Source organism: Pseudomonas sp. MOIL14HWK12:I1 (assembly GCF_000510705.1).
Lineage (GTDB): Bacteria > Pseudomonadota > Gammaproteobacteria > Pseudomonadales > Pseudomonadaceae > Chryseomonas > Chryseomonas oryzihabitans.
Genome location: NZ_KI783307.1, coordinates 225,342 through 251,309, shown reverse-complemented (window position 1 = coordinate 251,309; position 25,968 = coordinate 225,342). Strand labels below are relative to the sequence as shown.

The window sequence follows — 25,968 nt, the reverse complement described above, 5'->3', positions numbered from 1 at the left end:
CGGCTATTCCAGAATCTCGTTTATCGAACCTTGCAGTTTACGGGTCACCGGCCCCACGGACCAGTTCGCGGCTGCGTACCGGCGCACGGGCCAGATACCGTACTGGCTGTTGCAGAGGAAAACTTCGTCGGCCGCCAGCAGATCGTCCAGCGCCAGCGGCAGGACCTCGGCCTGGATGCCTTCCCGGGCAGCGACATCGAGCAGCAGACCGCGCAGCACGCCGGCCACGCCACAGCCGTCCAGCGCGGGGGTCAGCAGCCGCCCGGCGCGGACCAGGAACAGATTGCTGAATACGCCCTCGATCGGCCTGCCGTCCTGATCCAGCATCAGGCCTTCGGCATAGCGGCTGTCATTCCACTCCCCCCGCGCCAGGACCTGCTCGAGTCGATTCAGGTGCTTGAGCCCGGCCAGCAACGGCTGACGGGCCAGGCGGGTGGTGCAGGGATAGAGGTCGATGCCCTCGGTGGCATGGGCCGCCGGATAGGCCGGGACGGGAGAGCCCAGCAACAGGCGCCGCACCTCAGGCTCGGCGGGCGGGGCATACCCGCGCAGGCCGTCACCGCGGGTGAGCAGCAGCTTGGCGACGCCCTCTCCCAGCAGCGCCGCATAGGCGCGGATCTCGGTGTCCAGCTGAGCGACATCGCAGGGAAGGCGCAGTCGCTGGCAACCAGTGGCCAGCCGCTGCAGATGACGGTCCAGCAGACGTGGCTGGCCCCGGCGAACCGCGATGGTCTCGAACAGCCCATCGCCATAGGCCAGACCCCGGTCGCGTTGCAGACCGGGATCCAGCGGTTGGCCATTGAGCCAGTCCTGGATCAAGCGTCGAAGCGCCGGAACACCAGACTGCCGTTGGTGCCACCAAAGCCGAACGAGTTGGACAGGGCCACTTCGATGGGCCGCTGCCGCGCCTCGTGGGGCACGAAGTCCAGATCGCAGCCGTCGCTGGGATTGTCCAGATTGATGGTGGGCGGCGCCACCTGATCGCGCAGGGCGAGCACCGTGAAGATGGCCTCCACCGCGCCGGCGGCACCCAGCAGGTGACCAGTCATGGACTTGGTCGAACTCACGCTCAGGCGCTTGGCCTGCTCGCCGAACACCTGCTTCAGGGCCGCCACTTCGGCCAGGTCGCCGGCCGGCGTGGAGGTGCCATGGGCATTGACGTAATCGACCGCTTCCGGCGCGATACCGGCGTCCTTAAGGGTCGCCTTCATGCAGCGCGCGGCACCCGCGCCGTCTTCCGGCGGGGCGGTCATGTGGAAGGCGTCAGCGCTCATCCCGAAACCGATCAGCTCGGCATAAATGCGGGCGCCCCGCGCCTTGGCGTGCTCGTACTCTTCCAGCACCAGGGCGCCGGCCCCATCGGACAGCACGAAGCCGTCACGGTCGCGATCCCAGGGACGGCTGGCACGGGTCGGATCGTCATTGCGGGTCGACAGGGCACGCGCCGCGCCGAAGCCGCCCAGACCCAGACCCGAGGTCGCCATCTCCGAACCGCCGGCGACCATGGCGTCGGCCTCACCGTAGGCGATGTTGCGCGCCGCCATGCCGATGCAGTGCGTCGCCGTGGTACAGGCGGTGGCGATGGCATAGTTGGGACCCTGCAGACCCAGATGGATCGACAGGAAGCCGGACACCATGTTGATGATGGAGCCCGGTACGAAAAAGGGGGAAATACGGCGTGGACCCTGGGCGAGCAGCGACTGGCAATTCGCCTCGATATTGGTCAGTCCACCGATGCCGGAACCCATGGCGACACCCACGCGCTCGCGATTGCCATCGTTGATCTCGAGACCGCTGTCACGCATGGCCTGGAAGCTGGCAGCGAGACCGTATTGGATGAACAGATCCAGCTTGCGGGCTTCCTTCGCGGACAGGTACTGCTCCACGTCGAATCCCTTGACCGATCCGCCGATCCGCGTGCTGAAGGCAGAGACGTCCATATGCTCGATCGGCGCGATACCGCTGCGACCGGCCAGGATGCCTTCCCAGCTGCTCGCCACATCGGCGCCAAGCGGCGATACCATGCCCATACCCGTGATCACGACACGTCTACGCGACACACCCAACTCCTCTTGTCCTTCCGGGGCGGCCACCCCTCTTAAAAAAAGCCGATTCCATCGATCTTGACCTTGGACCTAAAGAAAAGCCGCACGCCCTACAGGACGTGCGGCTTCTTGTGTCCGAAACTGGCGACTACTTATTGCTGGTGAGCAACGATGTAGTCGATAGCTTCCTGGACGGTGGTGATCTTCTCAGCCTGCTCGTCCGGGATTTCGGTCTCGAATTCCTCTTCCAGAGCCATCACCAGTTCGACGGTGTCAAGGGAGTCGGCGCCCAGATCCTCGACGAAGGAAGCGCTGTTGGTAACTTCCTCTTCCTTCACGCCGAGCTGCTCAGCGACGATCTTCTTAACGCGTTCTTCGATGGTGCTCATACCGTGTTCTCACTCCTAAAGGAAAAATCCGCACAACGGATTGCGCGTAAGTGTATAGAAAGGGATTTCCGTATTTCAAGCTGACGCGACATCAAGACGTATGCGCGGCCATTGCTGGTCCGACAGTTTACCAGCTTAGCGCAATAGCCGCGCGGGGGTAACGCCGGTCAGCTCATGTACATTCCGCCGTTGACGGGGATCGTGGCGCCGGTCACATAGGCCGCGCCCTCGCCCGCCAGGAAGCCAACCACCTTGGCGATCTCGTCGGCCTGGCCGAGGCGACCGGCCGGGATCTGGGTCAGCAGCGCGGTACGCTGGGCTTCCGGCAGTTCACGGGTCATGTCGGTGTCGATGAAACCCGGAGCCACGGCGTTGACGGTGATGTTGCGCGAACCCACCTCGCGGGCCAGTGCCCGGGTGAAGCCCTCGAGGCCGGCCTTGGCGGCGGCATAGTTGGCCTGGCCGGCGTTGCCCATGGCACCCACCACCGAGCCGATGCTGACGATGCGACCCCAGCGGCCCTTGGTCATGCCCTTGAGCACGGCCTTGGACAGGCGGAACAGGCTGTTGAGGTTGGTATCGATCACGTCGAACCACTCATCGTCCTTCATCCGCAGCATCAGGTTGTCGCGGGTGATGCCGGCGTTGTTGACCAGGATCGACGGGGCGCCGAACTGGGTCTGGACCTGCTCGAGGGCGGCCGCGACGGAGGCGTTGTCGGACACATTGAGCACCAGGCCGGTGCCTTCGATGCCGTTGGCCTTGAGCGACTCGGCGATGCGCTGGGCGCCCGCCTCGCTGGTCGCGGTGCCGATCACGGTGGCGCCCAGCCGGCCCAGTTCCAGGGCGATGGCTTGACCGATACCACGGGTAGCGCCCGTGACCAGGGCGACCTTACCTTGCAGACTCATCTCGTTTTCCTCGATTCAAAAAGCCGCGCGAGCGGCGGCGAAGGCGTCGGGGGTGTCCAGGGCCAGCGTTTCCACGCCCTTGACGCATCTCTTGTTCAGACCGGCCAGCACCTTGCCGGGGCCGCACTCCACCAGGTGGGTGACGCCCTGGGCTGCCAGGTACTGCACGGATTCGACCCAGCGCACCGGGCTGTACAGCTGGGCCAGCAGATCCTGCTGGAGACTGTCCAGGTCGGTGTTGACGCCGGCATTGACGTTCTGCACCACCGGAATCTGCGGCTGGCTCCAGGTGCAGCCACGCACGTCCTCGGCGAAGCGCTCGGCCGCCGGGCGCATCAGTTCGCAGTGGGAAGGCACGCTGACCGGCAGGGCCACGGCGCGCTTGGCGCCCAGGGCCTTGCAGGCCTCGATGGCGCGCTCCACCGCCGCGGCGGCACCGGCGATCACCACCTGACCGAGAGCATTGAAGTTGACTGCGCTGACGACCTCGCCCTGGGCGGCTTCGGCACAGGCGGCCAGCACCTGTGCGTCTTCCAGACCGAGGATGGCGGCCATGCCGCCCTGCCCGGCCGGCACCGCCTGCTGCATCAGCTCACCCCGGCGCGCCACCAGGCGTACCGCCTCGGCGAACGGCAGGCTGCCCGCGGCGACCAGTGCCGAGTATTCGCCCAGGCTGTGCCCGGCGACATAGGCCGGCTTGGCGCCGCCCTCGGCCAGCCACAGACGCCACAGCGCGATGGAGGCGGTCAGGATGGCGGGCTGGGTACGGTCGGTCTGGTTGAGCGACTCCTGCGGGCCCTGCTGGGTCAGCGCCCAGAGGTCGTAGCCGAGGACGGCGGAGGCCTCGGCGAAGGTTTCGCCGATCAGTGCGTGGTGCGTGGCCAGCTCACCCAGCATGCCCAGGGCCTGGGAGCCCTGACCGGGAAAGACGAAAGCGAGAGAGGCAGACATAGGCAGGTCTCTTGTAGGTCCATTGCTGGCGAAACCGCGGTTCCGCCACTGACAGACTGAGATGTCGGTGTCGACCAGTCGGTCACACCGCTTTCAGAGCCGCCAAGTTTAACCGGATCCGCCCGGGGAGATCAGTCTCCACGTCGCGCAGGGCGCGCTCGATGGCCTGAACGAGACCGACTTCGCCTGCCGCGCCATGGCTTTTCACCACCACCGCATTCAGGCCGAGAAAGCTCGCGCCGTTGCGCAGCTCCGGATCCCAGTGGCGGAAACGCCGGGCCAGCCAGGGCTGCAGCAACTGACGCTCGAGCCAGGAGGCCGTGCCGCTGCGCTCGACCAGCAGGCGCAGCAGCGCCTCGCCGGACTTGAGCACCGCATTGCCGGTGAAGCCATCGCAGACCACCACGTCCGCGACGGCGGCATAGAGATCGCTGCCCTCGACGAAGCCGATGAAATCGAAGGCCTGACTCTGGGCGAAGCGCCGTGCCGCCTCCTGGATCACGGGCGTGCCCTTGCCCGGTTCGCGCCCGACATTGAGTAGCGCGACCCTTGGCCGCACCAGGCCACGCGCCTGGGCCGCACCCGCCCCCAGATAGGCGAATTGCACCAGCTGTTCGGCAGAGCTGTCGAGATTGGCGCCGAGATCGAGCAGCAGCGTCTGGTGCTCTCCCCTTCCAGGCAACGCCGACATCATCGCGGGTCGATCGATGTCCGGCAGCGTTCCCAGCAGCTGTCGCGCGAGCGCCATCCAGGCCCCGGTATTGCCGGCGCTCAGACACCCCTGGGCACGCCCCTGTCGGACCGCGTCGAGCGCAGCATGCATGGACGTCCGGGTACGACTGCGCACCACGGCAGCGGGGCGTTCATCGGGCCCGACAAGGGCATCGACGTAGTCGAACTGCAGGCGATTGGCGAGGGAGGCAGGCGGTGACCAGGCCGACAGGGCGTCGCGCTGACCACAGAGGAGAAGATGTAAGGCGGGGAAACGCTCGAGAGCGTCGAATGAAGCAGGAACAATGCAGCGGGGACCGAAGTCCCCGCCCATTGCATCGATCGCGATGACGATTTCGATCGAGGATTACTCGTCGGAACCCTTGTCGATCACTTTGCGACCGCGGTAGAAACCGTCGGGCGACACGTGGTGGCGCAGGTGAACTTCACCGGTGCTCTTTTCCACGGACAGAGCGTTCGCTTCGAGGGCGTCGTGCGAACGACGCATGTCGCGAGCGGAACGGGATTTTTTGTTCTGCTGAACAGCCATGATTTAACTCCTAAACGTTTGGGTCACGCTTCAACTGCGCAAGTACACTGAACGGGTTGGGTCGCTTTTCCTCGTCCGCCGGCTCTTCGGGCGCCTCGAAACCTTCCGGATGCTGGCAATCCCCTTCCGGATGCACAGGGATGATCGGCAGAGCGAGCAACAGCTCTTCTTCGATCAGGCTATGCAGATCCAGCGGATCTTCGCCAACCTCCAGGGCATCGTAACCCTGTGGCAAGGCATCGGCCGACTGCCCCTCCCAGAGCACGGCGAAATCGAATTCGCTGTGGATGGGAAGCACTGCCGGCTCCAGACAACGCTGGCAGATCATCTCGACCGCGGTATCGAGGACACCGTGGATGACGAACTGCCGCTGTTGATCACGCCCGAAGTCGAGGACGACGGCTACCGCGCCTTCGGACTTCACGAGCTGCTCGCCGACACGCCGCATGTTCGCGAGAGGCAGCTCACCCTTGAGGGTTACGCCGCGATCCGCCAATTTGCGAGGATCGACCTGAGGTGGAATTGGCCCATTCAACATAAGCGCGCCATTATAGGGACGGCCTTACGGCTGTCAAAGGAAATTAACCCCGAAGCGACTCCGACCGACCTCTGGTCGATCTCGCCCGAGAACAAACTGATGCCTCTCATTCTACTCGCTTCCAGCTCGCCTTACCGCCGCCAATTGCTGGAAAGACTCCAGCTGCCCTTCGCTCATCAATCGCCGGACATCGACGAAACGCCGTGGCCCGGCGAGAGCCCGAGGGCGCTGGTGGAGCGCCTGGCCCGGGCCAAAGCCGCTGCCCTGGCCGACCAGCCGGAGCCGACCCTGATCATCGGCTCGGATCAGGCGACCGCCATCGACGGCGAGATTCTCGGCAAGCCCCTGACCCATGAGCGAGCCCGGCAGCAACTGGCCCGGGCCAGCGGTCGCACCCTGGTGTTCCATACCGGACTGGCCGTGCTGGACAGCCGCACCGGGGAGTGCCGCAGCGAGGTGGTGGATTTCCAGGTGCGCTTTCGCCCGCTCGAGGCTGCGACCATCGACCGCTACCTGCTGGCGGAACAGCCCTACGATTGCGCCGGCAGCTTCAAGGCCGAGGGCCTGGGCATCGCCTTGTTCGAGGCCATGCAGGGGGACGACCCGACCAGCCTGATCGGCCTCCCCCTCATCCGCCTCGCCGCACTGTTGCGGGAGGCTGGCCTGCAGGTCCCTTGAGATCTGCAGGCTGTCGCCCTAGCGCAGCGCCGGACCCTGCCAGCCCATGTAGAGCGCCAGGCGCTCGGCGACACTGGCGCCCAGGCGCTTGGCGAAACGGTCGAAGGGCGAGTCTTCCTGGGTGTAGTCGACCAAGCGCTCTTCCTTGACCACATCGCGCGCCACATAGCTGGCGCTGCCGAGGCCATCGATCAGCCCCAGGGACAGCGCCTGCTCGCCGGACCAGACCAGCCCGGAGAACAGCTCCGGATGACCCTCGACCTTGAGCCGGTCGCCACGCCCCTTCTTGACGCTGTCGATGAACTGCTGATGGGTGGTATCCAGCACCTGCTGCCAGAATCGGGTCTCTTCCGGCTTTTGCGGCTGGAAGGGATCGAGGAAGGCCTTGTGTTCGCCCGAGGTGTAGACCCGGCGCTCCACACCCAGCTTTTCCATGGTGCCGACGAAACCGAAGGAAGCCGCCGTCACGCCGATGGAGCCGACCAGACTGGCCTTGTCTGCATAGATGGCGTCGGCCGCGCTGGCCACATAGTAGGCGCCGGAGGCCCCCAGGTCGGTGATCACCGCATACAGCTTGATATCCGGATGCAGACCGCGCAGGCGCTTGATCTCGTCATAGATGTAGCCGGATTGCACCGGACTGCCGCCCGGACTGTTGATGCGCAGCACCACGCCACGGGTGTTGCTGTCGTCGAAGGCCTTGCGCAGGGCCGTGACCACATTGTCGGCACTGGCCTTCTCGTCGTCGGCGATCACGCCCTTGAGTTCGATGAGCGCGGTATGGGCGCCGGACTCGGTCACCCCACCTTTCTTGCCCAGCGACAGCAGGGGCGTGAACAGCACCAGCATGACGATCAGGTAGGCGAAGGTCAGCAGCTTGAAAAAGATGCCCCAGCGCCGCGCCCGCCGCTGCTCGCGCACACTGGCGAGCATGGTCTTCTCGATCAGGGCCCAGGTCTTGTCGTCCGCCGGACGCGTACGTCCGTTGTCTTCCTTCCACTCGTCAGCCATGCCCAACCTCACTCCTGACCACAACGTTGTCACCCAGCCATAGCGCCAGGTCCGCGAAAGCTTCGATCACCAGGCGCGGCCCGAAATCCCTCAGCACCTCGGCCGGCTGGGCACCATAGGCCACCCCGACCGCAGCGACCCCGGCGCGGCGGGCCATTTCCAGGTCGAACACCGCATCCCCGATCAGCAGGGCGCGCTCCGGCGCCACACGGCAATGGGCGAGAATCTCCTCGACCATTTGCGGATCGGGCTTGCCGGCGGCCTCGTCGGCGCAACGGGTGATGTCGAAGAACTCGCTCAGGCCATGCTGCTGCAGCGAACGGGCCAGGCCGCGCCGGCTCTTACCCGTCGCCACGGCCAGCTGGTAACCCTGGGCGCGAAAGCGCTGCAGCCCGCTCAGCACCTCGGGAAACAGAGGCGACGCCTGCTGTTCGCGACGGACGAATTCGGCGCTGTAGGCATCGCGAAAGCCCTCGATCTGCGCCGGAGTGACCAGATGCGGATAGAGCGTCTGGATGGCCGCGACCAGCTCCAGGCCGATGATGCCCTTGACGGCCACATCGCTGCGCGGTGGCAAGCCCAGCTGCTCGGCCGCCACGTGCATCACCTCGACGATCCGGCCGATGGAATCCGCCAGGGTGCCGTCCCAGTCGAAGATCAGCAGCTGGTATTCAGGCATCCAGACGCTCCAGCGTCTGACTCCAGATGCTGTCGACCGGCGCTTCCAGGCGCAACTCGCCGCCTTCGGGCAGCGGAATAACCAGGCTCGCCGAGTGCAGGAACAGCCGCTTGCCGCCCAGCTCGCGAATCTCCTGGGAGAAGTCTTCGTCGCCGTACTTGGGATCGCCGGCGATGGCGTGTCCGGCGTGGCGGGCATGGACGCGGATCTGGTGGGTACGCCCGGTCACCGGCCGCGCCTCGACCAGGGTGGCGAATTCGCCGTAGCGCCGCAACACGCGGAATTCGGTGAGCGCTTCCTTGCCTTCGTCACTGACCTCGACCATGCGCTCGCCGGATCTGAGGGTGTTCTTGAGCAGGGGCGCGCTGATCTTCTTCTTGGCCGCCGGCCAGTGGCCGCGCACCAGGGCGTGATAGCGCTTGTCGACGCCGTCGCCACGCAGGGCCTCGTGCAGGAAACGCAGCATGCTGCGCTTCTTGGCAATCATCAGCAGGCCCGAGGTATCCCGATCGAGACGATGGACCAGCTCGATGTCGCGGGCGTCGGGACGCAGCTGGCGAAAGACCTCGATGACCCCACCGGACAGGCCACTGCCGCCGTGCACCGCGATCCCGGCCGGCTTGTTGATGACGATGAGGGCCTTGTCCTCGTGGACGATGGAATCTTCCAGGCGCTCGAGCAGGCCCCTGGCCAGGGGTGCCGGCTCGTCGGGCTCGGACAGACGCAGCGGCGGTACGCGGATCTGGTCGCCGGCTTGCAGGCGGTAGTCGGGCTTGATGCGGCCCTTGTTCACCCGTACTTCGCCCTTGCGCAGGATGCGATAGATGAGGGTCTTGGGCGCACCCTTGAGGTGGGTACGCAGGAAGTTATCGATGCGCTGGCCGGCATAGTCGGCGGGCACGTCGAGCAGTTGAACGCCGGTGCTGGGAGAAGGAGGCTTAGTCATCGGCAGATGATAGCAATTTTCCCTTATTTGAAGCACTTAAAGCTTGCTGCTATAGTCCGGAGGCGGTTATCAGTCCTGTCTGGATGGCACCGCTCGCGAGGCCGTAGATTCCGCCCGCGAATATAGGCTGCAAATGCAATAGTCACTGGACGTCTGGCCGTCCAGCAGAACGCCGACTCTGCCCAAGGGGGTGAGTGGCGATCTGCGATCCGCCTGGTAACCAAGGCAGCGGCACCCAGGGTGCCAGCTGTAAAACGACAACCGCTCCGGACCTTGCGGGCGGCACCTGATTCCTGAAGATTGTGTGCAGGATGGAGATGCACAACCAGCGTATCGCGTAGCCTGACAGTACGCCTGCAGCCCGCTTCGCGCCCAGCTTCGGCCAAGGTGACGATCGCAGGTGGAAGCCTCAAGGCCAACGGCCGATGCTCCAACCGAGCGACACCTGACACGAATCCCGCGACGACCCGGCTGCCCGAGCCTTTCGGCTGTCACGCCCGCACCATGCCTGGTTGATTCCTCCTCCTGTGGAGCTGCAACGGCAGTCGCTCAAGCGCCTGCAGGAGACGTAGTCGCGGCACGCCCCAGGGCCTGCTGCTGGACACGAAGGCCGGCTTTGCCCGGCTTCGATACGACCCCGTGCACCCTTCTCTTGAATCCTGTTGCCACCCTGCGGGCCGAGAGCCCGGAACGTAGTGGTATTACATGAAGAGAATGCTCATCAACGCGACCCAGCCCGAGGAATTGCGGGTTGCCCTGGTCGACGGTCAACGGCTGTTCGACCTGGACATCGAGTCCGGAGCCCGCGAACAGAAAAAGGCCAACATCTACAAAGGCCGCATCACCCGCATCGAACCCAGCCTGGAAGCCGCCTTCGTCGACTTCGGCGCCGATCGCCACGGCTTCCTCCCGCTGAAGGAAATCTCCCGGGAATACTTCAAGAAGAACCCGGAAGGCCGCGTCAACATCAAGGAAGTGCTCTCCGAAGGCCAGGAAGTAGTCGTCCAGGTCGAAAAGGAAGAGCGCGGCAACAAGGGCGCCGCCCTGACCACCTTCATCAGCCTCGCCGGTCGCTACCTGGTGCTGATGCCCAACAATCCCCGTGCCGGCGGCATCTCCCGTCGCATCGAGGGTGAAGAGCGCAACGAACTGCGCGAAGCCCTGAACGGCCTGAACGCCCCGGGCGACATGGGCCTGATCGTGCGCACCGCCGGCCTGGGCCGCAGCACCGAAGAACTGCAGTGGGACCTCGATTACCTGCTGCAACTCTGGTCCGCCATCACCGAAGCCTCGGGTGAGCGCAAGGGCCCCTTCCTGATCTATCAGGAAAGCAACGTCATCATCCGCGCCATCCGCGACTACCTGCGTCAGGACATCGGCGAGGTCCTGGTCGACAGCGTCGAAGCCCAGGAAGAAGCCCTGAGCTTCATCCGTCAGGTGATGCCGCAGTACGCCAGCAAGATCAAGCTCTATCAGGACAGTGTCCCGCTGTTCAATCGCTTCCAGATCGAAAGCCAGATCGAGACCGCCTTCCAGCGTGAAGTGAAGCTGCCGTCCGGCGGCTCCATCGTTATCGATCCCACCGAGGCCCTGGTGTCCATCGACATCAACTCGGCGCGCGCCACCAAGGGTGGCGACATCGAAGAAACCGCCCTGCAGACCAACCTGGAAGCGGCCGAGGAAATCGCCCGTCAGCTGCGTCTGCGCGACATCGGCGGCCTGATCGTCATCGACTTCATCGACATGACCCCGGTCAAGAACCAGCGCGCCGTGGAAGATCGCGTCCGCGAAGCCCTGGAAGCCGACCGCGCCCGCGTGCAGATCGGTCGCATCTCCCGCTTCGGCCTGCTGGAAATGTCCCGCCAGCGCCTGCGCCCTTCCCTGCGCGAAACCAGCGGCATCGTCTGCCCCCGTTGCAACGGCCAGGGCATCATCCGCGACGTGGAATCCCTGTCGCTGGCCATCCTGCGCCTGATCGAGGAAGAAGCCCTCAAGGATCGCACCGCCGAGGTGCGCGCCCACGTACCCATCCAGGTGGCGTCCTTCCTGCTCAACGAGAAGCGCAACAGCATCACCAAGATCGAGCTGCGCACCCGCGTGCGCATCATCATCCTGCCGGACGATCACATCGAGACCCCGCACTTCGAAGTGCAGCGTCTGCGTGACGACAATCCCGAGCTGCTGAACAGCCAGTCCAGCTACGAGATGGCCAACACCGAAGCCGAAGAGGTGCAGCCGGTCAGCTCCACCCGCACCCTGGTGCGCCAGGAAGCGGCCGTGAAGGTGGCGCCCGAGCGCGCACCGGCTCCCACCCCGGTCGCCGCCGAAGTGGTCGCTCCTGCTGCCCCTGCCGCCAAGACCACCGCCGAGCCGAACCTGTTCAAGGGTCTGGTGAAGTCCCTGGTCAGCCTGTTCGCCGGCAAGACCGAAGAGCAGCCCATGGTCGACAAGACCGCTGCCACTCCGGAAGCGCCCAAGAGCAGCGACGAGCAGCGTCGCCAGGACGAGCGCCGCAACGGTCGTCAGCAGAATCGCCGCCGTGAAGGCCGCCGTGACGACGAGCGCAAGCCGCGCGAAGAACGCCAGCCGCGCGCCGATCGTGGCGAGCGCAACGAGCGCCCGGCCCGCGAAGAGCGCAAGCCGCGCGAAGAGCGTCAGGCTCGTGAAGACCGCCCGGCTCGCGAGGAGCGTCATCCCCGCGAAGAGCGCGCCAATCGCGAAGAGCGCCAACCGCGCGAAGAACGCCAGCCCCGCGAGGAGCGTCAACCGCGCGAAGAGCGTCAGCCCCGCGAGGAGCGTGCCACTCGCGAAGAGCGCCAGCCGCGTGAAGAGCGTCCGCCCCGCGAAGAGCGTCAACCTCGTGAGGAGCGTCAACCCCGCGAAGAGCGCGTGAGCGCTGAAGAGCGTCCGGCTCGCGAAGAGCGTCAGCCGCGTGAAGAGCGCAAGCCGCGTGAAGAGCGTCAGCCGCGCGAAGAACGCAAGGCCCGCGAAGAGCGCCAGGAAGCGGCCAGCGCCGAAGAGCCGAACGAAGAAGAGGTGCTGGAAGGAAACGAAGAGCTGGAAGAAGGCGAAGAGCGTCCGCGTCGCCGTTCCCGCGGCCAGCGTCGTCGCAGCAACCGTCGCGAGCGTCAGCGTGATGCCAACGGCAACTTCATCGAAGACGAAGAGCAAGGTACTGCAGCCACCGACACCCCTGTCGCACCGGCCGCGGTCGCCCTGGGTACCGCCGTCGTGGTCAGCGAAAGCGTGACCGCCATTGCCACCCAGGAAGAGGTTCGTGACGTTCGCCAGCAGGAGTCGGCAGCCACCGCCGAAACCCCGGCCTCCACCGAAGCCACCCAGGAGGCTGCAATGGAGCAGCCCGCAGCGGACGCCCCTGCCCAGCCGGAGATCCTCACCCCCCAGGTGAGCCAGCTGCAGGACGAGCGTGCGCCGCACCAGGAAGTCGAGATCACCACTCCGGTGGTCGAGCAGACCGCTCCGGTAACGGCCACCGCGCCCATTCCCGCGGCACCGGTCGAGACCGAAGCTGCGGAATCGGCTGCCGGTCGCGCCTCCAACGATCCGCGTGAGCGCCGTCGTCGCGAGCGCCTGGCACGTGAAGCCGAAGCGGCACGCGCCAAGCAGGCCGAGCAGGACGCTCAGGCCCCTGCCCTGGGTGCCATTGCAGAAACCGAGGAAACCTTCGCCACCGCGGCGGTAGGTACCGTCGAGCCGCAACAGACGCCCGAAGCCCAGCCGGCCCCGATCGCTGAAGAGCTGCCTGCAGCCGAAGCCGAATCGGCGCCGATCGTGGTGGAAGAGCCCGTGGAAATCGTGCCCAGCCCTGCGCAGGAAGAAGCGGCTACCGTCGCCCTGACCGGCGAAGCCGACACCCCTGCAGAGGCTCCCAAGGCCGATGCGGTGAAAGAGGATGAAGCCACCCAGGCCGAACTCGATCGCAAGCTCAAGGAGTCGCGGGAAAATCATCCCGGCTGATCTCCGCCAGCCATGAAAAGGGGCGCCTAGGCGCCCCTTTTTTATGCCTCGAATTCGAGTGGGCATGGCGCACCGAGGGTGACGAGCCGGTCCCGATAGATCGATACAGGCTAGCCCTCTACGCACTGGAGCCCTGCCCGCGATAAAGGCCTGCCTGGTTGGGCTTCGGCGGTGGAGCTGCCGCAACCCAATCTACGGGCCCAGGGAATCGACGTAGGTTGGCGCCGAGCGTAGCGAAGCCCAACACGGGGAGATGGGCTGATTGTTGGGCTTCGCCGGTGGAGTTACCTCAACCCAACCTACGGTGCCCGAGGGAATCGACGTAGGTTGGCGCTGAGCGTGGCGAAGCTCAACAAAGGACAGGATGGCCTGACTGTTGGGCTTCGGCGGTGAAGCTGCCTCAACCCAACCTACGGACCCAAGGGAATCGACGCAGGTTAGCGCTGAGAGTAGTGAAGCCCAACACGGGGAGATGGGCTGATTGCCGGGCTTCGGCGGTGGAACTGCCTCAACCCAGCCTACGGTACCCATGGGAATCGAGGCAGGTTGGCGCTGAGCGTAGCGAAGCCCAACGTTCGGCCGATACCGGACTGCCGACCTTTGGCGGCGAACCCACACCATTGGCCCTGCGCACCCTTCGCCGAAAAATCCCAGGCATAAAAAAAACCCAGCCGCTTGGCTGGGTTTTTCGAGCGTATCCCGAAGGATTAACGCTTGGAGTACTGCGGACGCTTACGCGCTTTGCGCAGACCGACTTTCTTACGCTCGACTTCACGGGCGTCACGAGTGACGTAACCGGCTTTGCGCAGGGAGCTGCGGTAGCCTTCGTCGTACTCGATCAGCGCACGGGTGATGCCGTGACGGATAGCACCGGCCTGACCGCTCACACCACCGCCAGCGACGGTAACGTAGACGTCGAACTTCTCCAGGGTCTCGGTCAGCTCGAGGGGCTGACGCACGACCATGCGCGCGGTCTCGCGACCGAAGAAGGTGTCCAGAGCGCGATCGTTGATGGAGATCTTGCCAGTGCCCGGACGGAGGAAGACACGAGCGGTGGCAGTCTTACGACGGCCGGTACCGTAATTTTGAGTTGCCGACATGTTGTACTATCCCGATTAAAACTTGAGTTCTTGGGGCTGCTGAGCGGTGTGCGGATGGTTCGCACCCTTGTACACCTTGAGCTTGCGATACATGTCGCGGCCCAGCGGGTTCTTCGGCAGCATACCCTTGACGGCGGTCTCGATGACGCGCTCGGGAGCACGGGCGATCAGCTTTTCGAAGTTGATCGACTTGATGCCACCCGGGAAACCGGAGTGATGGTAGTACATCTTGTCGGTAGTCTTGGCACCGGTCACACGAACCTGCTCGGCGTTGATGACGACGATGTAGTCGCCGGTGTCAACGTGAGGGGTGTATTCGGGCTTGTGCTTGCCACGCAGGCGAGTGGCGATTTCAGTAGCCAGACGACCCAGAGTCTGGCCAGCAGCGTCGACGACGTACCAGTCGCGCTTAACGGTTTCCGGTTTTGCGGTGAAAGTTTTCATTCTCTATGGCCTCAGAGGCCGCCCTGGTAAAAAGACGGCAAATTCTACACAACAGTGCAACCCCAGACAAGTCGGGGGCAGCCGGAAACAGACGCTCTTCGGGGGCTCGGGTCGGCGTCCGCTACGGCGATCTCGGCAGGCTTAGGCATCCCCCGCCAAGAAAGCTGCGGCATGATACCCGTTCACGCCAGAAAAGCAACCGCAAGCTAGAAAGAAAATAGCGCCTGGGTCGCCGCCGAACCCTGGCGACGGGAGGCCAGGTGATCGGCCAGCCGCGTCGGTTCCGGCAACCGATGGCGTCTGACGCAGGCCATGACCAGCGCGGGTGCGCTGGCCAGGCTGACCCGGTGCCCGGGCGAGACGATCAGCGGCTTGACTCGGTCCTTGCTGCGCAGCACCGTGCCGATCACCCCACCCTCGCGATCCCGCAAGTCGACCCGGCTGCCGCGCGTCTCGGCGAGTTCGCCGTGGTGACCGGTGAGAATCTTCTTGGCCACGCCGATCGTCGGCAGACCGGTGACCACCCCGAGATGGGCGGCGATGCCCAGCCGGCGCGGATGGGCGATGCCATGGCCGTCGCAGAACACCAGCTCGGGCGTCTCCGGCAATTCCGCCAAGGCCTGGAGCAGCGCCGGCAATTCGCGAAAGGACAGCAGGCCCGGCACATAGGGCATCACGGTGGGGATGCGGGCGACGGCATGGGCCAGTGGCTGCAGGGTCTCGGCATCCAGCAGGACGGCGACCGCGCGGGTGACCTCGCCACCCTCCTCGAAGCCCACGTCGACCCCGGCGTAACGCCGCGGCGCGCCGAAGTCATCGTGCAAGAGGACCTGCGTGGCCAGTTGCTTCTGCAGGATGCGCGCCTGGGCGGGCGAGCCATCCCACTCGGCGAAGGGATCGGAATTCACACGTACCTCCCGAAAACCTGGGTCAAAGGATTGATCCTTCAACCCGGGCAGGGTTCACGGCTTGTGCGGACGGGCCAGGTATTCGTGGGATTGCATTTCCAGCAGGCGGCTGAGGGTGCGCTGGAATTCGAACTCCAGGCGGCCACCGGAATAGAGGTCCTTGAGCTCCACTTCGGCCGACAGGATCAGCTTGACCTGGCGATCGTAGAATTCGTCGACCAGGTTGATGAAGCGCCGCGCCATGTCGTCCTTGAGCGCGTCCATCTGCTCGACGTTGCTGACCAGCACCGTCTGGAAGATCTTGCCCAGCTCGATGTAGTCGTTCTGGCTGCGCGGACCGTCGCAGAGGGCGCGGAAATCGAACCAGGCGACGTCTTCGCAGGTGCGGCGAGCGCGGATCTCGCGATTCTCGATCATCAGCGGCACGTCTTCGCAGAGGTCGTTGCACTCGACGGTGAGCGAACGGAAGCTCTTAGCCATCGCCGCCTCGACTTCGTCGCTCAGCGGATAGTGAAACAGCTGCGCCTGCTCCAGAGCGCGCAGGCGATAGTCCACGCCGCTGTCGACGTTGACGATCTCGGTGTGTTCCTTGAGCAGCGCGATGGCCGGCAGGAAGCGCGCGCGCTGCAGACCGTCCTTGTAGAGGCCGTCAGGCACGATGTTCGAGGTGGCGACCAGACTGACGCCATTCTTGAACAGCTCTTCCAGCAGGGTCGCCAGGATCATGGCGTCGGTGATGTCGGAGACGAAGAATTCGTCGAAGCAGATCACCCGCGCCTCGTCGGCGAAACGTCGGGCGATGATGGTCAGCGGATTCTTCTCGCCCTTTAGGGTGCGCAGCTCTTCGTGGACCCGCTTCATGAAGCGGTGGAAGTGGGTGCGCATCTTCTGCTTGAACGGCAGGGCGTCATAGAAGGTATCGACCAGATAGGTCTTGCCGCGCCCTACCCCACCCCAGAAATACAGCCCCTTGACCGGCGTGACCGTCTTGCGCCCGAGCAGCTTGCCGAACAGGCCACCCTTGGACGCGGGCTCGGCGAGCAATTCGTCATAGAGGCGTTGCAGATGGCGGACGGCCTCTTCCTGGGCAGCATCGTAGAAAAACTCCGGGCGCTTGAGGTCGGCCTGGTAACGCTCGAGGGGGGTCATGGCGGCTTCTGGTCGGGTGGGAAAAAAGGGTGGTCACTGTAATGGCGGTCCCTGGCGTTGACAACGCCGGGGACCGCGGGTGCCCTTTAGGCCTCGGCCAATTGCGCGAGTGCGGTGCGCGTCCGCTCGATCAGCGCATCGCGCGCGGCGGGGGAATCGCTGGCGACGCCCTCGGCCACCACCTGATCTGCCAGCAGCAGCTGGAAGCCGTTGCCCTCTCCCGCCACGACACTGGCCGGCGTGGTGACCAGCTGCTTGCTGGTGATGCCGGCGGTCTTGGCCTCGGCGAAGGGGATCGACAGGGCCAGTTCGGTGCCGTCGGCATCGAGCAGGCGGAAGCGGAAGCTGCCGTCGCTCTCGCGGAAGCTGACGAAGCGGGCGGTCTTGCTGGCCTTCTTCTTGGCGCCGCCGGTGGCGACCTGGGTCTTGAGCGAGCGCAGGCCCACGGCTTCGCGCAGCTCGCCGAGGAAGGGCGTGGCATAGCGGCGGGCCTTGGCGGCACCGGCCAGCAGGATGTCTTCCAGATCATCGGGACGGGCGATCAGCGCCGCATAGCGCTCGCGTGCTTCGCCCAGCTCGGCGTCGAGCAGCTCGAACAGCTGGCCCTTGGCCTCGCCCCAGGCCAGGCCGTCCAGCAGGGCCGCGCGGAAGGCCGCGCTCTGCTCGGGGGTGGCGAAGGCCTGGTAGAGGGTGAAGAGGTGGGCGCTGTCGGGATCCTTGGGCTCGCCGGGCAGGCGCGAGTCGGTGACGATGCGGGCGATGGCGTCCTTGAGCTGCTTGGCGCTGCCGAACAGCGGGATGGTGTTGTCGTAGCTCTTCGACATCTTGCGGCCGTCGAGGCCGGGCAAGGTGGAGACGCTTTCCTCGATGACCGCCTCGGGCAGGGCGAAGTAGTCGCGCCCGTTGCCGAACAGATGGTTGAAGCGCTGACCGATGTCGCGGGCCATCTCAACGTGCTGGATCTGGTCGCGCCCGACCGGCACACGCAGGGCGTTGAACATCAGGATGTCCGCGGCCATCAGCACCGGATAGCTGTAGAGCCCCATGGTGACCCCGGCATCGGGATCCTCGCCCTGCTCCAGGTTGCGGTCGACCGCGGCCTTGTAGGCATGGGCGCGATTGAGCAGGCCCTTGCCGGCGACGCAGGTGAGCAGCCAGGTCAGCTCGGGGATCTCGGGGATGTCGGACTGGCGATAGAAGGTCACCCGCTCCGGATCCAGGCCGCTGGCCAGCCAGGTGGCGGCGATCTCCAGGCGCGAACGCTGGATGCGCGCCGGGTCGTCGCACTTGATCAGGGCATGGTAGTCGGCGAGGAAATAGAAGGAGTCGGCATCGTCGGCCAGGCTGGCGCGGATGGCGGGACGGATGGCCCCGGCATAGTTGCCCAGGTGCGGGGTACCGGTGGTGGTGATGCCAGTGAGGATGCGAGTGGTCATGGAGGCGCTGGAAATCCGAGAGACTAACGAGGGTCAGGCCTGCAGGCGGGGCAGGACCAGATCTTTGAGTTCGACGAGTTTGCCATGGAAGAAATGGCTGCAGTCGGCGACGCGGAGCAATTCGTGCGGCTGTTCGAGCGCCGCGGACCAGGCATAGACCCGCTCGGGGGTCACCACCTCGTCGGCCTCGGGCTGGATCACGGTGAGGCGCGCCCGCTGGGGCAGGCGACCGTCGACCGCGAAACGCTCCACCGGCGGCGCCAGCATGAACAGCCGTTCCACCGCCACGCCCTCGCCTTCCAGGCGCCCGCCGAGGCAGGCGGCGACGCAGGAGCCGAAGGAGAAGCCGCAGAGGGTCAGGGGCAGGTCGGGATGGCGTTCACGCAACCAGGCCACGGCGGCCGCGGCATCGTCGATCTCGCCTTCGCCACCGGCATGCACGCCGGTGCTGGCACCAACGCCGCGAAAATTGAATCTGAGGGTGGCCTGGCCGGCATCCCGGGCGATGCGCTGCAGGGTGGCGACCACCTTGTTCTGCATGGCGCCGCCATGGAGCGGATGGGGATGACAGAGCAGGACCGCGCCGGTGGGGGCATCCGGGCTCTGGTACAGCGCCTCCAGAGTGCCCGCGGGGCCCTCCAGCAGCAGGGGTTGTTCACGGGCTGACACGCTTGACTCCGTGATCCCGGACGAACAGTGCTCATCCAAGGAGTTGATTTTGATAGGGTCGATCCTGCGCGATGCCTGAGTGCGGGGTATGATGACGCCCAGCGAATGGCAGAAGACGCAACCCAGTGTACAGGCTCGCCGGTCTGCCGTTACCGTAAAGCAAAGCCGCTCATAGAGGAAGTTTCGTGGAACAGTCGCTCACTACCTGGTTGTTGCCCCTGGTCGCGCTGCTGATCGGGGTCGGGATAGGTTTTCTGCTGGCACGCCTGGTGCCGGGCGCCGCGCCGAGCCGGGTGCAGCGCCAGCTGGATGATCTGCAGAAGAAGTTCGACGACTACCAGCACGAGGTCACCAGCCACTTCAGCACCACCGCCGGCCTGGTGCGCAAGCTCACCCAGACCTACCAGGACATGCAGTCGCACCTGTCCGAAGGCGCCGAGCGCCTGGCCCAGGACGAACTGACCCGTCAGCACCTGCTGGCCTCGCTGCACAGCGCCGAGCAGCGTTACCCCTCCAGTCGCGAGCGCATCGACGGCCCGACCGAAGCGCCGCGGGACTACGCGCCCAAGGGTGACGGCACCCCCGGCACCCTCGACGAAACCTACGGCGTGAAAAGCCGCGGTTGATCGCCAAGGCCGGGGACTCCCCGGCCTTCTGCTTTCCGGCCTCCGCCCTCTTCACTCAGGGCGCGACGCCCGGCCCTTTTCCGGCCCGTCATGGCATAATCCGCGGTTGCAGTCTTTCGCAGGAGAACGCCATGCCCGCAGCGGCCAGTGGCCTGAGCCTCTACGGCATCAAGGCCTGTGACACCATGAAGAAGGCCCGCCTGTGGCTCGACGAGCACGGCCAGGCCTACCACTTCCATGACTACAAGCAGAGCGGCATCGACCGCGAGCGGCTGGCGGCCTGGTGCGCGGAGCATGGCTGGGACAAGGTGCTCAATCGCGCCGGCACCACCTTCCGCAAGCTCGACGACGCCCAGAAGGCCGACCTCGACACCGCCAAGGCCATCGACCTGATGCTGGCGCAGCCTTCCATGATCAAGCGACCCGTGCTCGATCTCGGCGACCGTACCCTGCTGGGCTTCAAGCCCGAGCTCTATGCCGCGGCCCTGAACTGATCCCGCGGCCACCGCCCCTACTACCGAACATCTCGCACCGACCGGATCGGTGCCTCTGCAAAGGAACAGTCTCATGTCGAATGCCCTCTTCAGTATCGCCTTCGGTGTCGGCACCCAGAATCGCCAGGACGCCTGGCTGGAAGTCTTCTATGCACAGCCCTTGCTGAATCCCCCGGCGGCGCTGGTCGAGGCGGTCGCGCCGCTGCTGGACTACCAGGGCGGCAACCAGGCCATCGCCTTCGCCCCGGCCCAGGCCCGCGGCCTGGCCGAAGCCCTCAAGGGCATCGATGCCGTGCAATCGGCGCTGCTGACCCGCCTGGCGGAAAGCACCAAGCCGCTGGTGGCCACCCTGCTGGCCGAAGACGCCGCGCCCGCCTCCACCCCCGAGGCCTACCTGAAGCTGCACCTGCTGTCCCATCGCCTGGTCAAACCCCACGGCCTGAACCTCAGCGGCATCTTCGCCCTGCTGCCCAACGTGGCCTGGACCAACCAGGGCGCCATCGACCTGGCCGAGCTGCCGGCCGAGCAGCTGGAAGCCCGTCTGCGCGGCAAGCTGCTGGAAGTCTTCTCGGTGGACAAATTCCCCAAGATGACCGACTACGTGGTGCCGGCCGGCGTGCGCATCGCCGATACCGCCCGCGTGCGCCTGGGTGCCTATGTGGGTGAAGGCACCACCGTGATGCACGAAGGCTTCGTCAACTTCAACGCCGGTACCGCCGGCCCCGGCATGATCGAAGGCCGCGTTTCCGCGGGCGTCTTCGTCGGCAAGGGCTCGGACCTGGGCGGCGGCTGCTCCACCATGGGCACCCTGTCTGGCGGCGGCAACATCATCATCAGCGTCGGCGAAGGCTGCCTGATCGGCGCCAACGCCGGCATTGGCATCCCGCTGGGCGATCGCTGCACCGTGGAATCCGGTCTCTATGTGACCGCGGGCACCAAGGTCGCCGTGCTGGATGACCAGAACCAGCTGGTACGGGTAGTCAAGGCGCGCGAGCTGGCCGGTCAGAGCGACCTGCTGCTGCGCCGCAATTCGGAAACCGGCGCGGTCGAGTGCAAGACCAACAAGACCGCCATCGAACTCAACGAAGCGCTGCACGCGCACAACTGAGTCCACAACCGGGCAGCCCGCCTCGCGCGGGCTACCCCGGAGCTGTCGCCATGTCGCTACCCTCCCCCTGGAGAGCCGAATTCCCGGCTTTCACCGCCTTCGCCGCCGACGGCATCACCTACCTCGACAGCGCCGCCACGGCGCAGAAGCCCCAGGTAGTGCTGGATGCCCTGCTGGCCAGCTACAGCCTGGGCGCGGCCAATGTGCACCGGGCCCAGCACTGGGCTGCCGAGCGCGCCACCGCCGCCTACGAAGGCGCCCGGGGGCGGATCGCCGCCTGGCTGGGCGCTGCCGCGCCGCACGAGGTGGTGCTGACCCGCGGCGCGACCGAGGCGCTCAATCTGCTGGCCTATGGCCTGGAAGACGCCTTCGCAGCCGGGGACGAGATTCTCATCAGTGCCCTGGAGCACCACGCCAACCTGCTGCCCTGGCAGCAGCTGGCCCGGCGTCGCGGCCTCGAGCTCAGGGTCATCCCGCTGACCGCGAGCGGTCATCTGGATCTGGCAGCCGCCGAGCGGTTGCTGGGGCCGCGCACCCGCGTGGTCGCGGTCAGCCAGCTGTCCAACGTGCTCGGCACCTGGCAGCCGCTGGCGGAACTCGCGGCCCTGATCCGGGCACGCTCGCCGGCCTGGCTGGTGGTGGATGGCGCTCAGGGCGCGGTCCATGGGCGGCATCGCCCGGCCGACTTCGACGCCGATTTCTATGTGTTCTCCGGCCACAAGCTCTATGCCCCGGAGGCCATCGGCGTACTCTGGGGCAAGGCCGAGTGCCTGGCGCACCTCAAGCCCTGGCAATTCGGCGGCGAGATGGTGCAGCACACCACCTTCACCGACGCCCGCTTCCACGCCGCGCCCATGGGCTTCGAGGCGGGGACGCCGCCCATAGGCGCGGCCATCGCCCTGGGCGCGGCGGTCGACTGGCTGCAGGGCCAGGACGAGACGCTGATCCGCGGTCACGAGCAGGCCCTGAGCCTGAAGCTGCTGGCCGGGCTGGCTGCCCGCGACGGCGTGCGGGTGCTGGGTGAACCCCAGATCGCCCTGGCCAGCTTCCAGGTCGCGGGCGTGGACGTCGGCGATCTCTCCCATCTGCTGGGCGAACAGGGCATCGCGGTGCGCGCCGGTCAGCACTGTGCCATGCCGCTGTTCCAGACCCTGCAGACCCCCGGTGCGCTGCGGGTTTCCCTGGGCCTGTACAACGATGCCGAGGACCTGCAGCGCTTTTTCACCGCCCTGGACAACGCCCTGGAGCTCTTGCAATGAATCTGCTTCCCGATGCGGCGGAAGCCCGCCGCGCCTTTGTCATCGCCAAGGGCTGGGAGGCGCGCTCGCGACTGCTGCTGCAGTGGGCCGAGCGCCTGCCGGCGGTGCTCGAGGAGCGTGACGAAGACCTGGTACAGGGCTGCGAGAGCCGGGTACGCCTGACCCATGAAGCCCAGGGCGATCGTCACTTCTTTCGTGCCAGCAGCGAATCCCGGGTGCTCAAGGGCTTGCTCGCCGTGGTGCTGGTGCGCGCCAATGGCCTGACCCGCGAAGAGCTGGGCCGCCTCGACATTCACGGCTGGCTGGGCGAACTCGGCCTGGAACGGCAGTTGTCGCAATCGCGCAGCAACGGCCTGAATGCCGTGCTCACGCGGATGCGCGAACTGGCGGCCTAGCCTTCGCTAGCCGCGGGATTGCGCCGCGCGCGGAAGAAGTCGGTCAGCACCTGACCACAGGCCTCGGCCAGCACCCCACCCTCCACCAGCACCCGGTGATTGAGGAAGTCCTGCTCGAAGAAGCGCCCGCGGCTCTGGGCCATGCCGGCGCGCGGCTCGCTGGCGCCATAGACCAGGCGCTGGATGCGACTGTGGACGATGAGGCCGGCGCACATGCTGCAGGGTTCGAGCGTCACATAGAGCGTCGCGCCCGGCAGGCGGTAGTTGGCCAGGCGCGCGGCGGCGTCGCGAATCGCCTGCATCTCGGCATGGGCGCTGGGATCGTGGGCACCGATGGGGCGATTGAAGCCGCGGCCGATGACCTCGCCGTCGAGCACCACCACGGCGCCGACCGGCACCTCGCCCTGGGCTGCGCCCTGTTCCGCCAGGGCCAGGGCTTCGCGCATGAACAGGTCATCCCGGCTGCGGTCGATGATGGGCAAGGGGCGGAAGCGGGCCATGACTGAACTCTGGACAAAGCGCCATGATACCGCCGTCAGCCCGCGAGACCAGTCGCAGGATCCGCGGCCAAAGATGAACCCTTCGGCAAAAAATGATCGCGATAATGGTTATCAGGTACTGCGAATGCGAAAATGGTGCGGTGACTGCTGGCAGCGCGTGAACGGCATCACATTCACAGCCATTCGGTGCTAAAGCTTTAACAGGACCGCCTCGTTGCGGTCCTATTCAAGAGTTCATCTGAGACAGTCGCATGATTGCTGCACCCTCCGGTCAGTCCCTGCAAAGCTGCGAAAGCGAGCCGATCCGCATTCCAGGCGCCATCCAGGCACACGGCTACCTTATCGCGTTCGATGAGGCGGAAGGGCTGATCAAGCATGCCAGCCGCAACCTCCCCGAGCTGTTCGGCAAGCCCCAGGTCGAGTTGCTGGATCGACCACTGCAGCAGGTCCTGCCCCTCGAGCTGTACGAACAGGTGCGGCAGGCGCTGACCCTGGAGCATCTGGAAGAAGCCAATCCGCTGAGCTGGACGCGCCCGGCCCGCGACATGGACGTGATCCTGCATCGCAATCATGGCCTGGTGTTCCTGGAATTCGAGCCGGACGACCATGGCGGTGTCGAACCCGCCGGGCTGGCCCGTGCCCTGGCCCGCCTGCAACAGGCGCGTACCCTGCCCGAGCTGTGCGAAGGCGCTGTGCGCGAGGTGCGCGCCCTGACCGGCTTCGATCGGGTGGTGGTCTATCGCTTCGATGATGGCGGCGATGGCCAGGTGGTGGCCGAGGATCGGGTCGACGACATCGACAGCTACCTGGGCATGCACTTTCCGGCGAGCGATATCCCCGCCCAGGCCCGGGCGCTCTATCACGAGAACTGGATCCGCAATATTCCCGACGCCCAGTACGAGGCGATCCCGCTGGTACCGGCCTTTCTCCATGGCACCGAGCGCGACCCCATCGATCTGACCCATGCGGTGCTGCGGAGCGTATCGCCCATCCACTGCCAGTACGTGCGCAACCAGGGTCTGCGCGCCTCCATGAGCGTGTCGCTGATCAGCGATGACAAGCTCTGGGGACTGATCAGCTGTGGCCACCGCGAACCCCTGTATCTGCCCTATCGCACGCGGATGGCCTGCCGCTCGGTCGGGGTGCTGGTATCGCTGATGATCCGCGCTCTGGAGAATCGCCAGGTGCAGCGTGAGATCGACGCCCGCGAGGCGCAGTTGGCAGCCCTGATCCAGGGCATGTGCGACAGCCGTGGCGAGGTACTCAGCGGACTCTGCGAAAGACCCACCGACCTCTTGGAGCTGGTGGATGCCGCCGGGGTCGCGGTGTTGGTGGAAGACGAGCTCTGCACCCTGGGAGAGTGCCCCGGCGCGGAGGACATTCGCGTCCTCGCCGCCTGGGTCACGGCCGAGATGGACACTTCGGGCATCTATGCGACTCGCTGCCTGGCCGACGAATTGCCCGACGCCCGCCGTTACAGCGCCAGCGCCAGTGGCGTGCTGGCCCTGACGTTGCCCAAGCCGGTGCGCAACCTGGTGCTCTGGTTCCGCCCCGAGATCGTTACCACGGTGGTCTGGAGCGGTAACCCGGCCAAGCTGGAAGCCACGGTGCCCATGCCGGGTCCAGGGCTCAACTATCCGCATCCGCGGCGTTCCTTCGATGCCTGGAAGGAGCTGGTACGGCTGCGTTCCGAACGCTGGCGCCAGGCCGATCTGTTCGCCGCCAAGGACCTGCGCCGCTCGGCCATCGAGTTGGATCTGGCACGCCAGGTCGAACGCGAGCGGCAGGCGGTGCGCTTGCGCGACGAGATCGTCGCGGCGGTCTCCCATGACCTGCGCAGCCCCATCACGATCATCCTGATGAAGGTCGGGATGCTGCAGCGCCAGCTGGAAAAGCTGGCCCCGGGCGATGATCGCCTGCCCGGTTCGCTAGAGGTGATAGAGACCGCGGCCAATCGCATGAACGCCCTGATCAGCGACCTGCTGGACCTGTCCAAGATCGAATCGGATCGCCTGGCGCTGGATCTGAAGCCCGCGCGCCTGGCCGACGTCTGCGCGCAGCCCATCCTGCTGTCGCGCCCGCTGGCGGAGATCAAGAACATCAGTCTGGAATACGCGGCCGATCCGGAGCTCCAGGTCCTGGTGGAAGCCGAACGCATCTTCCAGGTACTGATGAATCTGCTGGGCAATGCCATCAAGTTCACCGCGCCGGGCGGTCTGGTACAGCTCAGCATGCGGCAGGTCGGCAACCTGGCGGAGATCAGCGTGACGGACAACGGTCGCGGCATGAACCAGGCGCAGCAGGCGCGGGTGTTCGAGCGGTTCTGGCATGTCCAGGAAGACAACCCTACCGGTCATGGGCTGGGGTTGTATATCGCCAAGGGCATCGTCGAAGCCCATGGCGGCGAGCTGAGCGTCACCAGCGCCCTGGGCGAAGGCAGTACCTTCCGCTTCACCCTGCCCATCGCGCCCTAGCGTACCCGGACGAGAGAAA

General features: G+C 65.8%; 26 protein-coding genes. 8 read left to right on the top strand and 18 right to left on the bottom strand.

Annotation, left to right across the window (positions count from 1 at the left end; all coding sequences use genetic code 11):
• Positions 1-3 precede the first annotated feature (3 nt).
• The 8 genes from pabC to PSEK12I1_RS24345 all read right to left on the bottom strand — a co-directional run bounded on the left by pabC (position 4) and on the right by PSEK12I1_RS24345 (position 6,095).
• Entirely contained in the window at positions 4-816 is an 813-nt protein-coding gene (pabC, locus tag PSEK12I1_RS0111095) for an aminodeoxychorismate lyase (RefSeq protein ID WP_027601560.1), read from the bottom strand.
• On the bottom strand, positions 816-2,060 hold the full coding sequence (gene fabF / locus PSEK12I1_RS0111090; protein WP_007160596.1) for a beta-ketoacyl-ACP synthase II: 1,245 nt from the start codon (positions 2,058-2,060) through the stop codon (positions 816-818). Before fabF ends, pabC begins: the two co-directional genes overlap by 1 nt.
• 137 nt (positions 2,061-2,197) lie before the next feature.
• The gene (gene acpP / locus PSEK12I1_RS0111085; RefSeq protein WP_007160597.1) at positions 2,198-2,434 is read right to left on the bottom strand and encodes an acyl carrier protein; all 237 of its coding nucleotides are present in this window, start codon (positions 2,432-2,434) and stop codon (positions 2,198-2,200) included.
• 167 nt (positions 2,435-2,601) lie between these two features.
• Complete coding sequence (gene fabG / locus PSEK12I1_RS0111080; protein ID WP_007160598.1) at positions 2,602-3,345, bottom strand: 3-oxoacyl-ACP reductase FabG; 744 nt, start codon at positions 3,343-3,345, stop codon at positions 2,602-2,604.
• 15 nt (positions 3,346-3,360) lie between these two features.
• Positions 3,361-4,296, bottom strand: coding sequence for an ACP S-malonyltransferase (gene fabD / locus PSEK12I1_RS0111075; RefSeq protein ID WP_027601559.1), 936 nt, complete (start codon positions 4,294-4,296; stop codon positions 3,361-3,363).
• An 82-nt stretch (positions 4,297-4,378) separates the two neighbouring features.
• A complete protein-coding gene (gene plsX / locus PSEK12I1_RS23685) occupies positions 4,379-5,368 on the bottom strand; it encodes a phosphate acyltransferase PlsX (protein WP_371099731.1) in 990 nt (329 codons plus the stop codon).
• A 6-nt stretch (positions 5,369-5,374) separates the two neighbouring features.
• Positions 5,375-5,557 carry a 50S ribosomal protein L32 gene (gene rpmF / locus PSEK12I1_RS0111065; RefSeq protein WP_007160601.1) on the bottom strand — a complete coding sequence of 61 codons (183 nt, stop codon included), beginning with the start codon at positions 5,555-5,557 and terminating at the stop codon, positions 5,375-5,377.
• 10 nt (positions 5,558-5,567) lie between these two features.
• The gene (locus PSEK12I1_RS24345; RefSeq protein WP_027599034.1) at positions 5,568-6,095 is read right to left on the bottom strand and encodes a YceD family protein; all 528 of its coding nucleotides are present in this window, start codon (positions 6,093-6,095) and stop codon (positions 5,568-5,570) included.
• Positions 6,096-6,194: 99 nt separating this feature from the next.
• Between PSEK12I1_RS24345 and PSEK12I1_RS0111060 the strand changes: the two genes are divergently transcribed.
• Positions 6,195-6,773, top strand: coding sequence for a nucleoside triphosphate pyrophosphatase (locus tag PSEK12I1_RS0111060; RefSeq protein WP_027601557.1), 579 nt, complete (start codon positions 6,195-6,197; stop codon positions 6,771-6,773).
• Positions 6,774-6,791: 18 nt separating this feature from the next.
• On the opposite strand, the gene sppA is transcribed toward PSEK12I1_RS0111060, so the two are convergent.
• From sppA to rluC, 3 genes are read right to left on the bottom strand one after another with little or no spacing between them, the layout of a single operon-like run.
• On the bottom strand, positions 6,792-7,784 hold the full coding sequence (gene sppA / locus PSEK12I1_RS0111055) for a signal peptide peptidase SppA (RefSeq protein ID WP_027601556.1): 993 nt from the start codon (positions 7,782-7,784) through the stop codon (positions 6,792-6,794).
• The gene (locus tag PSEK12I1_RS0111050; protein WP_027601555.1) at positions 7,777-8,463 is read right to left on the bottom strand and encodes an HAD-IIIA family hydrolase; all 687 of its coding nucleotides are present in this window, start codon (positions 8,461-8,463) and stop codon (positions 7,777-7,779) included. The genes sppA and PSEK12I1_RS0111050 overlap by 8 nt, the downstream gene beginning before the upstream one ends.
• A complete protein-coding gene (rluC, locus tag PSEK12I1_RS0111045) occupies positions 8,456-9,409 on the bottom strand; it encodes a 23S rRNA pseudouridine(955/2504/2580) synthase RluC (RefSeq protein WP_027601554.1) in 954 nt (317 codons plus the stop codon). Before rluC ends, PSEK12I1_RS0111050 begins: the two co-directional genes overlap by 8 nt.
• Positions 9,410-10,114: 705 nt before the next feature.
• Here rluC and rne point away from each other — a divergent pair.
• A complete protein-coding gene (rne, locus tag PSEK12I1_RS0111040) occupies positions 10,115-13,387 on the top strand; it encodes a ribonuclease E (protein WP_177323748.1) in 3,273 nt (1,090 codons plus the stop codon).
• Positions 13,388-14,094: 707 nt separating this feature from the next.
• Here the strand turns inward: rne and rpsI are convergent.
• The 6 genes from rpsI to PSEK12I1_RS0111010 form a co-directional block, all read right to left on the bottom strand.
• Positions 14,095-14,487 carry a 30S ribosomal protein S9 gene (rpsI, locus tag PSEK12I1_RS0111035; RefSeq protein WP_007160608.1) on the bottom strand — a complete coding sequence of 131 codons (393 nt, stop codon included), beginning with the start codon at positions 14,485-14,487 and terminating at the stop codon, positions 14,095-14,097.
• A gap of 15 nt (positions 14,488-14,502) precedes the next feature.
• Positions 14,503-14,931 carry a 50S ribosomal protein L13 gene (rplM, locus tag PSEK12I1_RS0111030; RefSeq protein ID WP_007160609.1) on the bottom strand — a complete coding sequence of 143 codons (429 nt, stop codon included), beginning with the start codon at positions 14,929-14,931 and terminating at the stop codon, positions 14,503-14,505.
• Between the two features lie 206 nt (positions 14,932-15,137).
• Positions 15,138-15,839: a deoxyribonuclease V gene (nfi, locus tag PSEK12I1_RS0111025; RefSeq protein WP_027601552.1), complete on the bottom strand. Its 702-nt coding sequence runs from the start codon at positions 15,837-15,839 to the stop codon at positions 15,138-15,140.
• Between the two features lie 54 nt (positions 15,840-15,893).
• A complete protein-coding gene (gene zapE / locus PSEK12I1_RS0111020; protein ID WP_007160611.1) occupies positions 15,894-16,988 on the bottom strand; it encodes a cell division protein ZapE in 1,095 nt (364 codons plus the stop codon).
• A gap of 86 nt (positions 16,989-17,074) precedes the next feature.
• On the bottom strand, positions 17,075-18,424 hold the full coding sequence (locus tag PSEK12I1_RS0111015; protein WP_007160612.1) for a tryptophan--tRNA ligase: 1,350 nt from the start codon (positions 18,422-18,424) through the stop codon (positions 17,075-17,077).
• Between the two features lie 33 nt (positions 18,425-18,457).
• Positions 18,458-19,093: an alpha/beta hydrolase gene (locus PSEK12I1_RS0111010; RefSeq protein ID WP_027598261.1), complete on the bottom strand. Its 636-nt coding sequence runs from the start codon at positions 19,091-19,093 to the stop codon at positions 18,458-18,460.
• A gap of 185 nt (positions 19,094-19,278) precedes the next feature.
• Here PSEK12I1_RS0111010 and PSEK12I1_RS0111005 point away from each other — a divergent pair, with 185 nt between their 5' ends.
• The 5 genes from PSEK12I1_RS0111005 (at position 19,279) to PSEK12I1_RS0110985 (ending at position 22,975) form a co-directional block, all read left to right on the top strand.
• The gene (locus PSEK12I1_RS0111005) at positions 19,279-19,719 is read left to right on the top strand and encodes a YhcB family protein (protein WP_007160614.1); all 441 of its coding nucleotides are present in this window, start codon (positions 19,279-19,281) and stop codon (positions 19,717-19,719) included.
• Between the two features lie 131 nt (positions 19,720-19,850).
• A complete protein-coding gene (locus PSEK12I1_RS0111000) occupies positions 19,851-20,213 on the top strand; it encodes an ArsC family reductase (RefSeq protein WP_007160615.1) in 363 nt (120 codons plus the stop codon).
• Between the two features lie 73 nt (positions 20,214-20,286).
• A complete protein-coding gene (dapD, locus tag PSEK12I1_RS0110995) occupies positions 20,287-21,321 on the top strand; it encodes a 2,3,4,5-tetrahydropyridine-2,6-dicarboxylate N-succinyltransferase (RefSeq protein WP_007160616.1) in 1,035 nt (344 codons plus the stop codon).
• A 50-nt stretch (positions 21,322-21,371) separates the two neighbouring features.
• Entirely contained in the window at positions 21,372-22,580 is a 1,209-nt protein-coding gene (locus PSEK12I1_RS0110990) for an aminotransferase class V-fold PLP-dependent enzyme (RefSeq protein WP_027601551.1), read from the top strand.
• The gene (locus PSEK12I1_RS0110985; protein ID WP_007160618.1) at positions 22,577-22,975 is read left to right on the top strand and encodes a SufE family protein; all 399 of its coding nucleotides are present in this window, start codon (positions 22,577-22,579) and stop codon (positions 22,973-22,975) included. The genes PSEK12I1_RS0110990 and PSEK12I1_RS0110985 overlap by 4 nt, the downstream gene beginning before the upstream one ends.
• Here PSEK12I1_RS0110985 and tadA read toward each other — a convergent pair.
• Positions 22,972-23,475 (bottom strand): tRNA adenosine(34) deaminase TadA, encoded by a 504-nt coding sequence (gene tadA, locus PSEK12I1_RS0110980; RefSeq protein ID WP_007160619.1) that lies wholly within the window; start codon positions 23,473-23,475, stop codon positions 22,972-22,974. The genes PSEK12I1_RS0110985 and tadA overlap by 4 nt on opposite strands.
• 251 nt (positions 23,476-23,726) lie before the next feature.
• Between tadA and PSEK12I1_RS0110975 the strand changes: the two genes are divergently transcribed.
• Positions 23,727-25,949 (top strand): ATP-binding protein, encoded by a 2,223-nt coding sequence (locus tag PSEK12I1_RS0110975; protein ID WP_027601550.1) that lies wholly within the window; start codon positions 23,727-23,729, stop codon positions 25,947-25,949.
• Positions 25,950-25,968 lie beyond the last annotated feature (19 nt).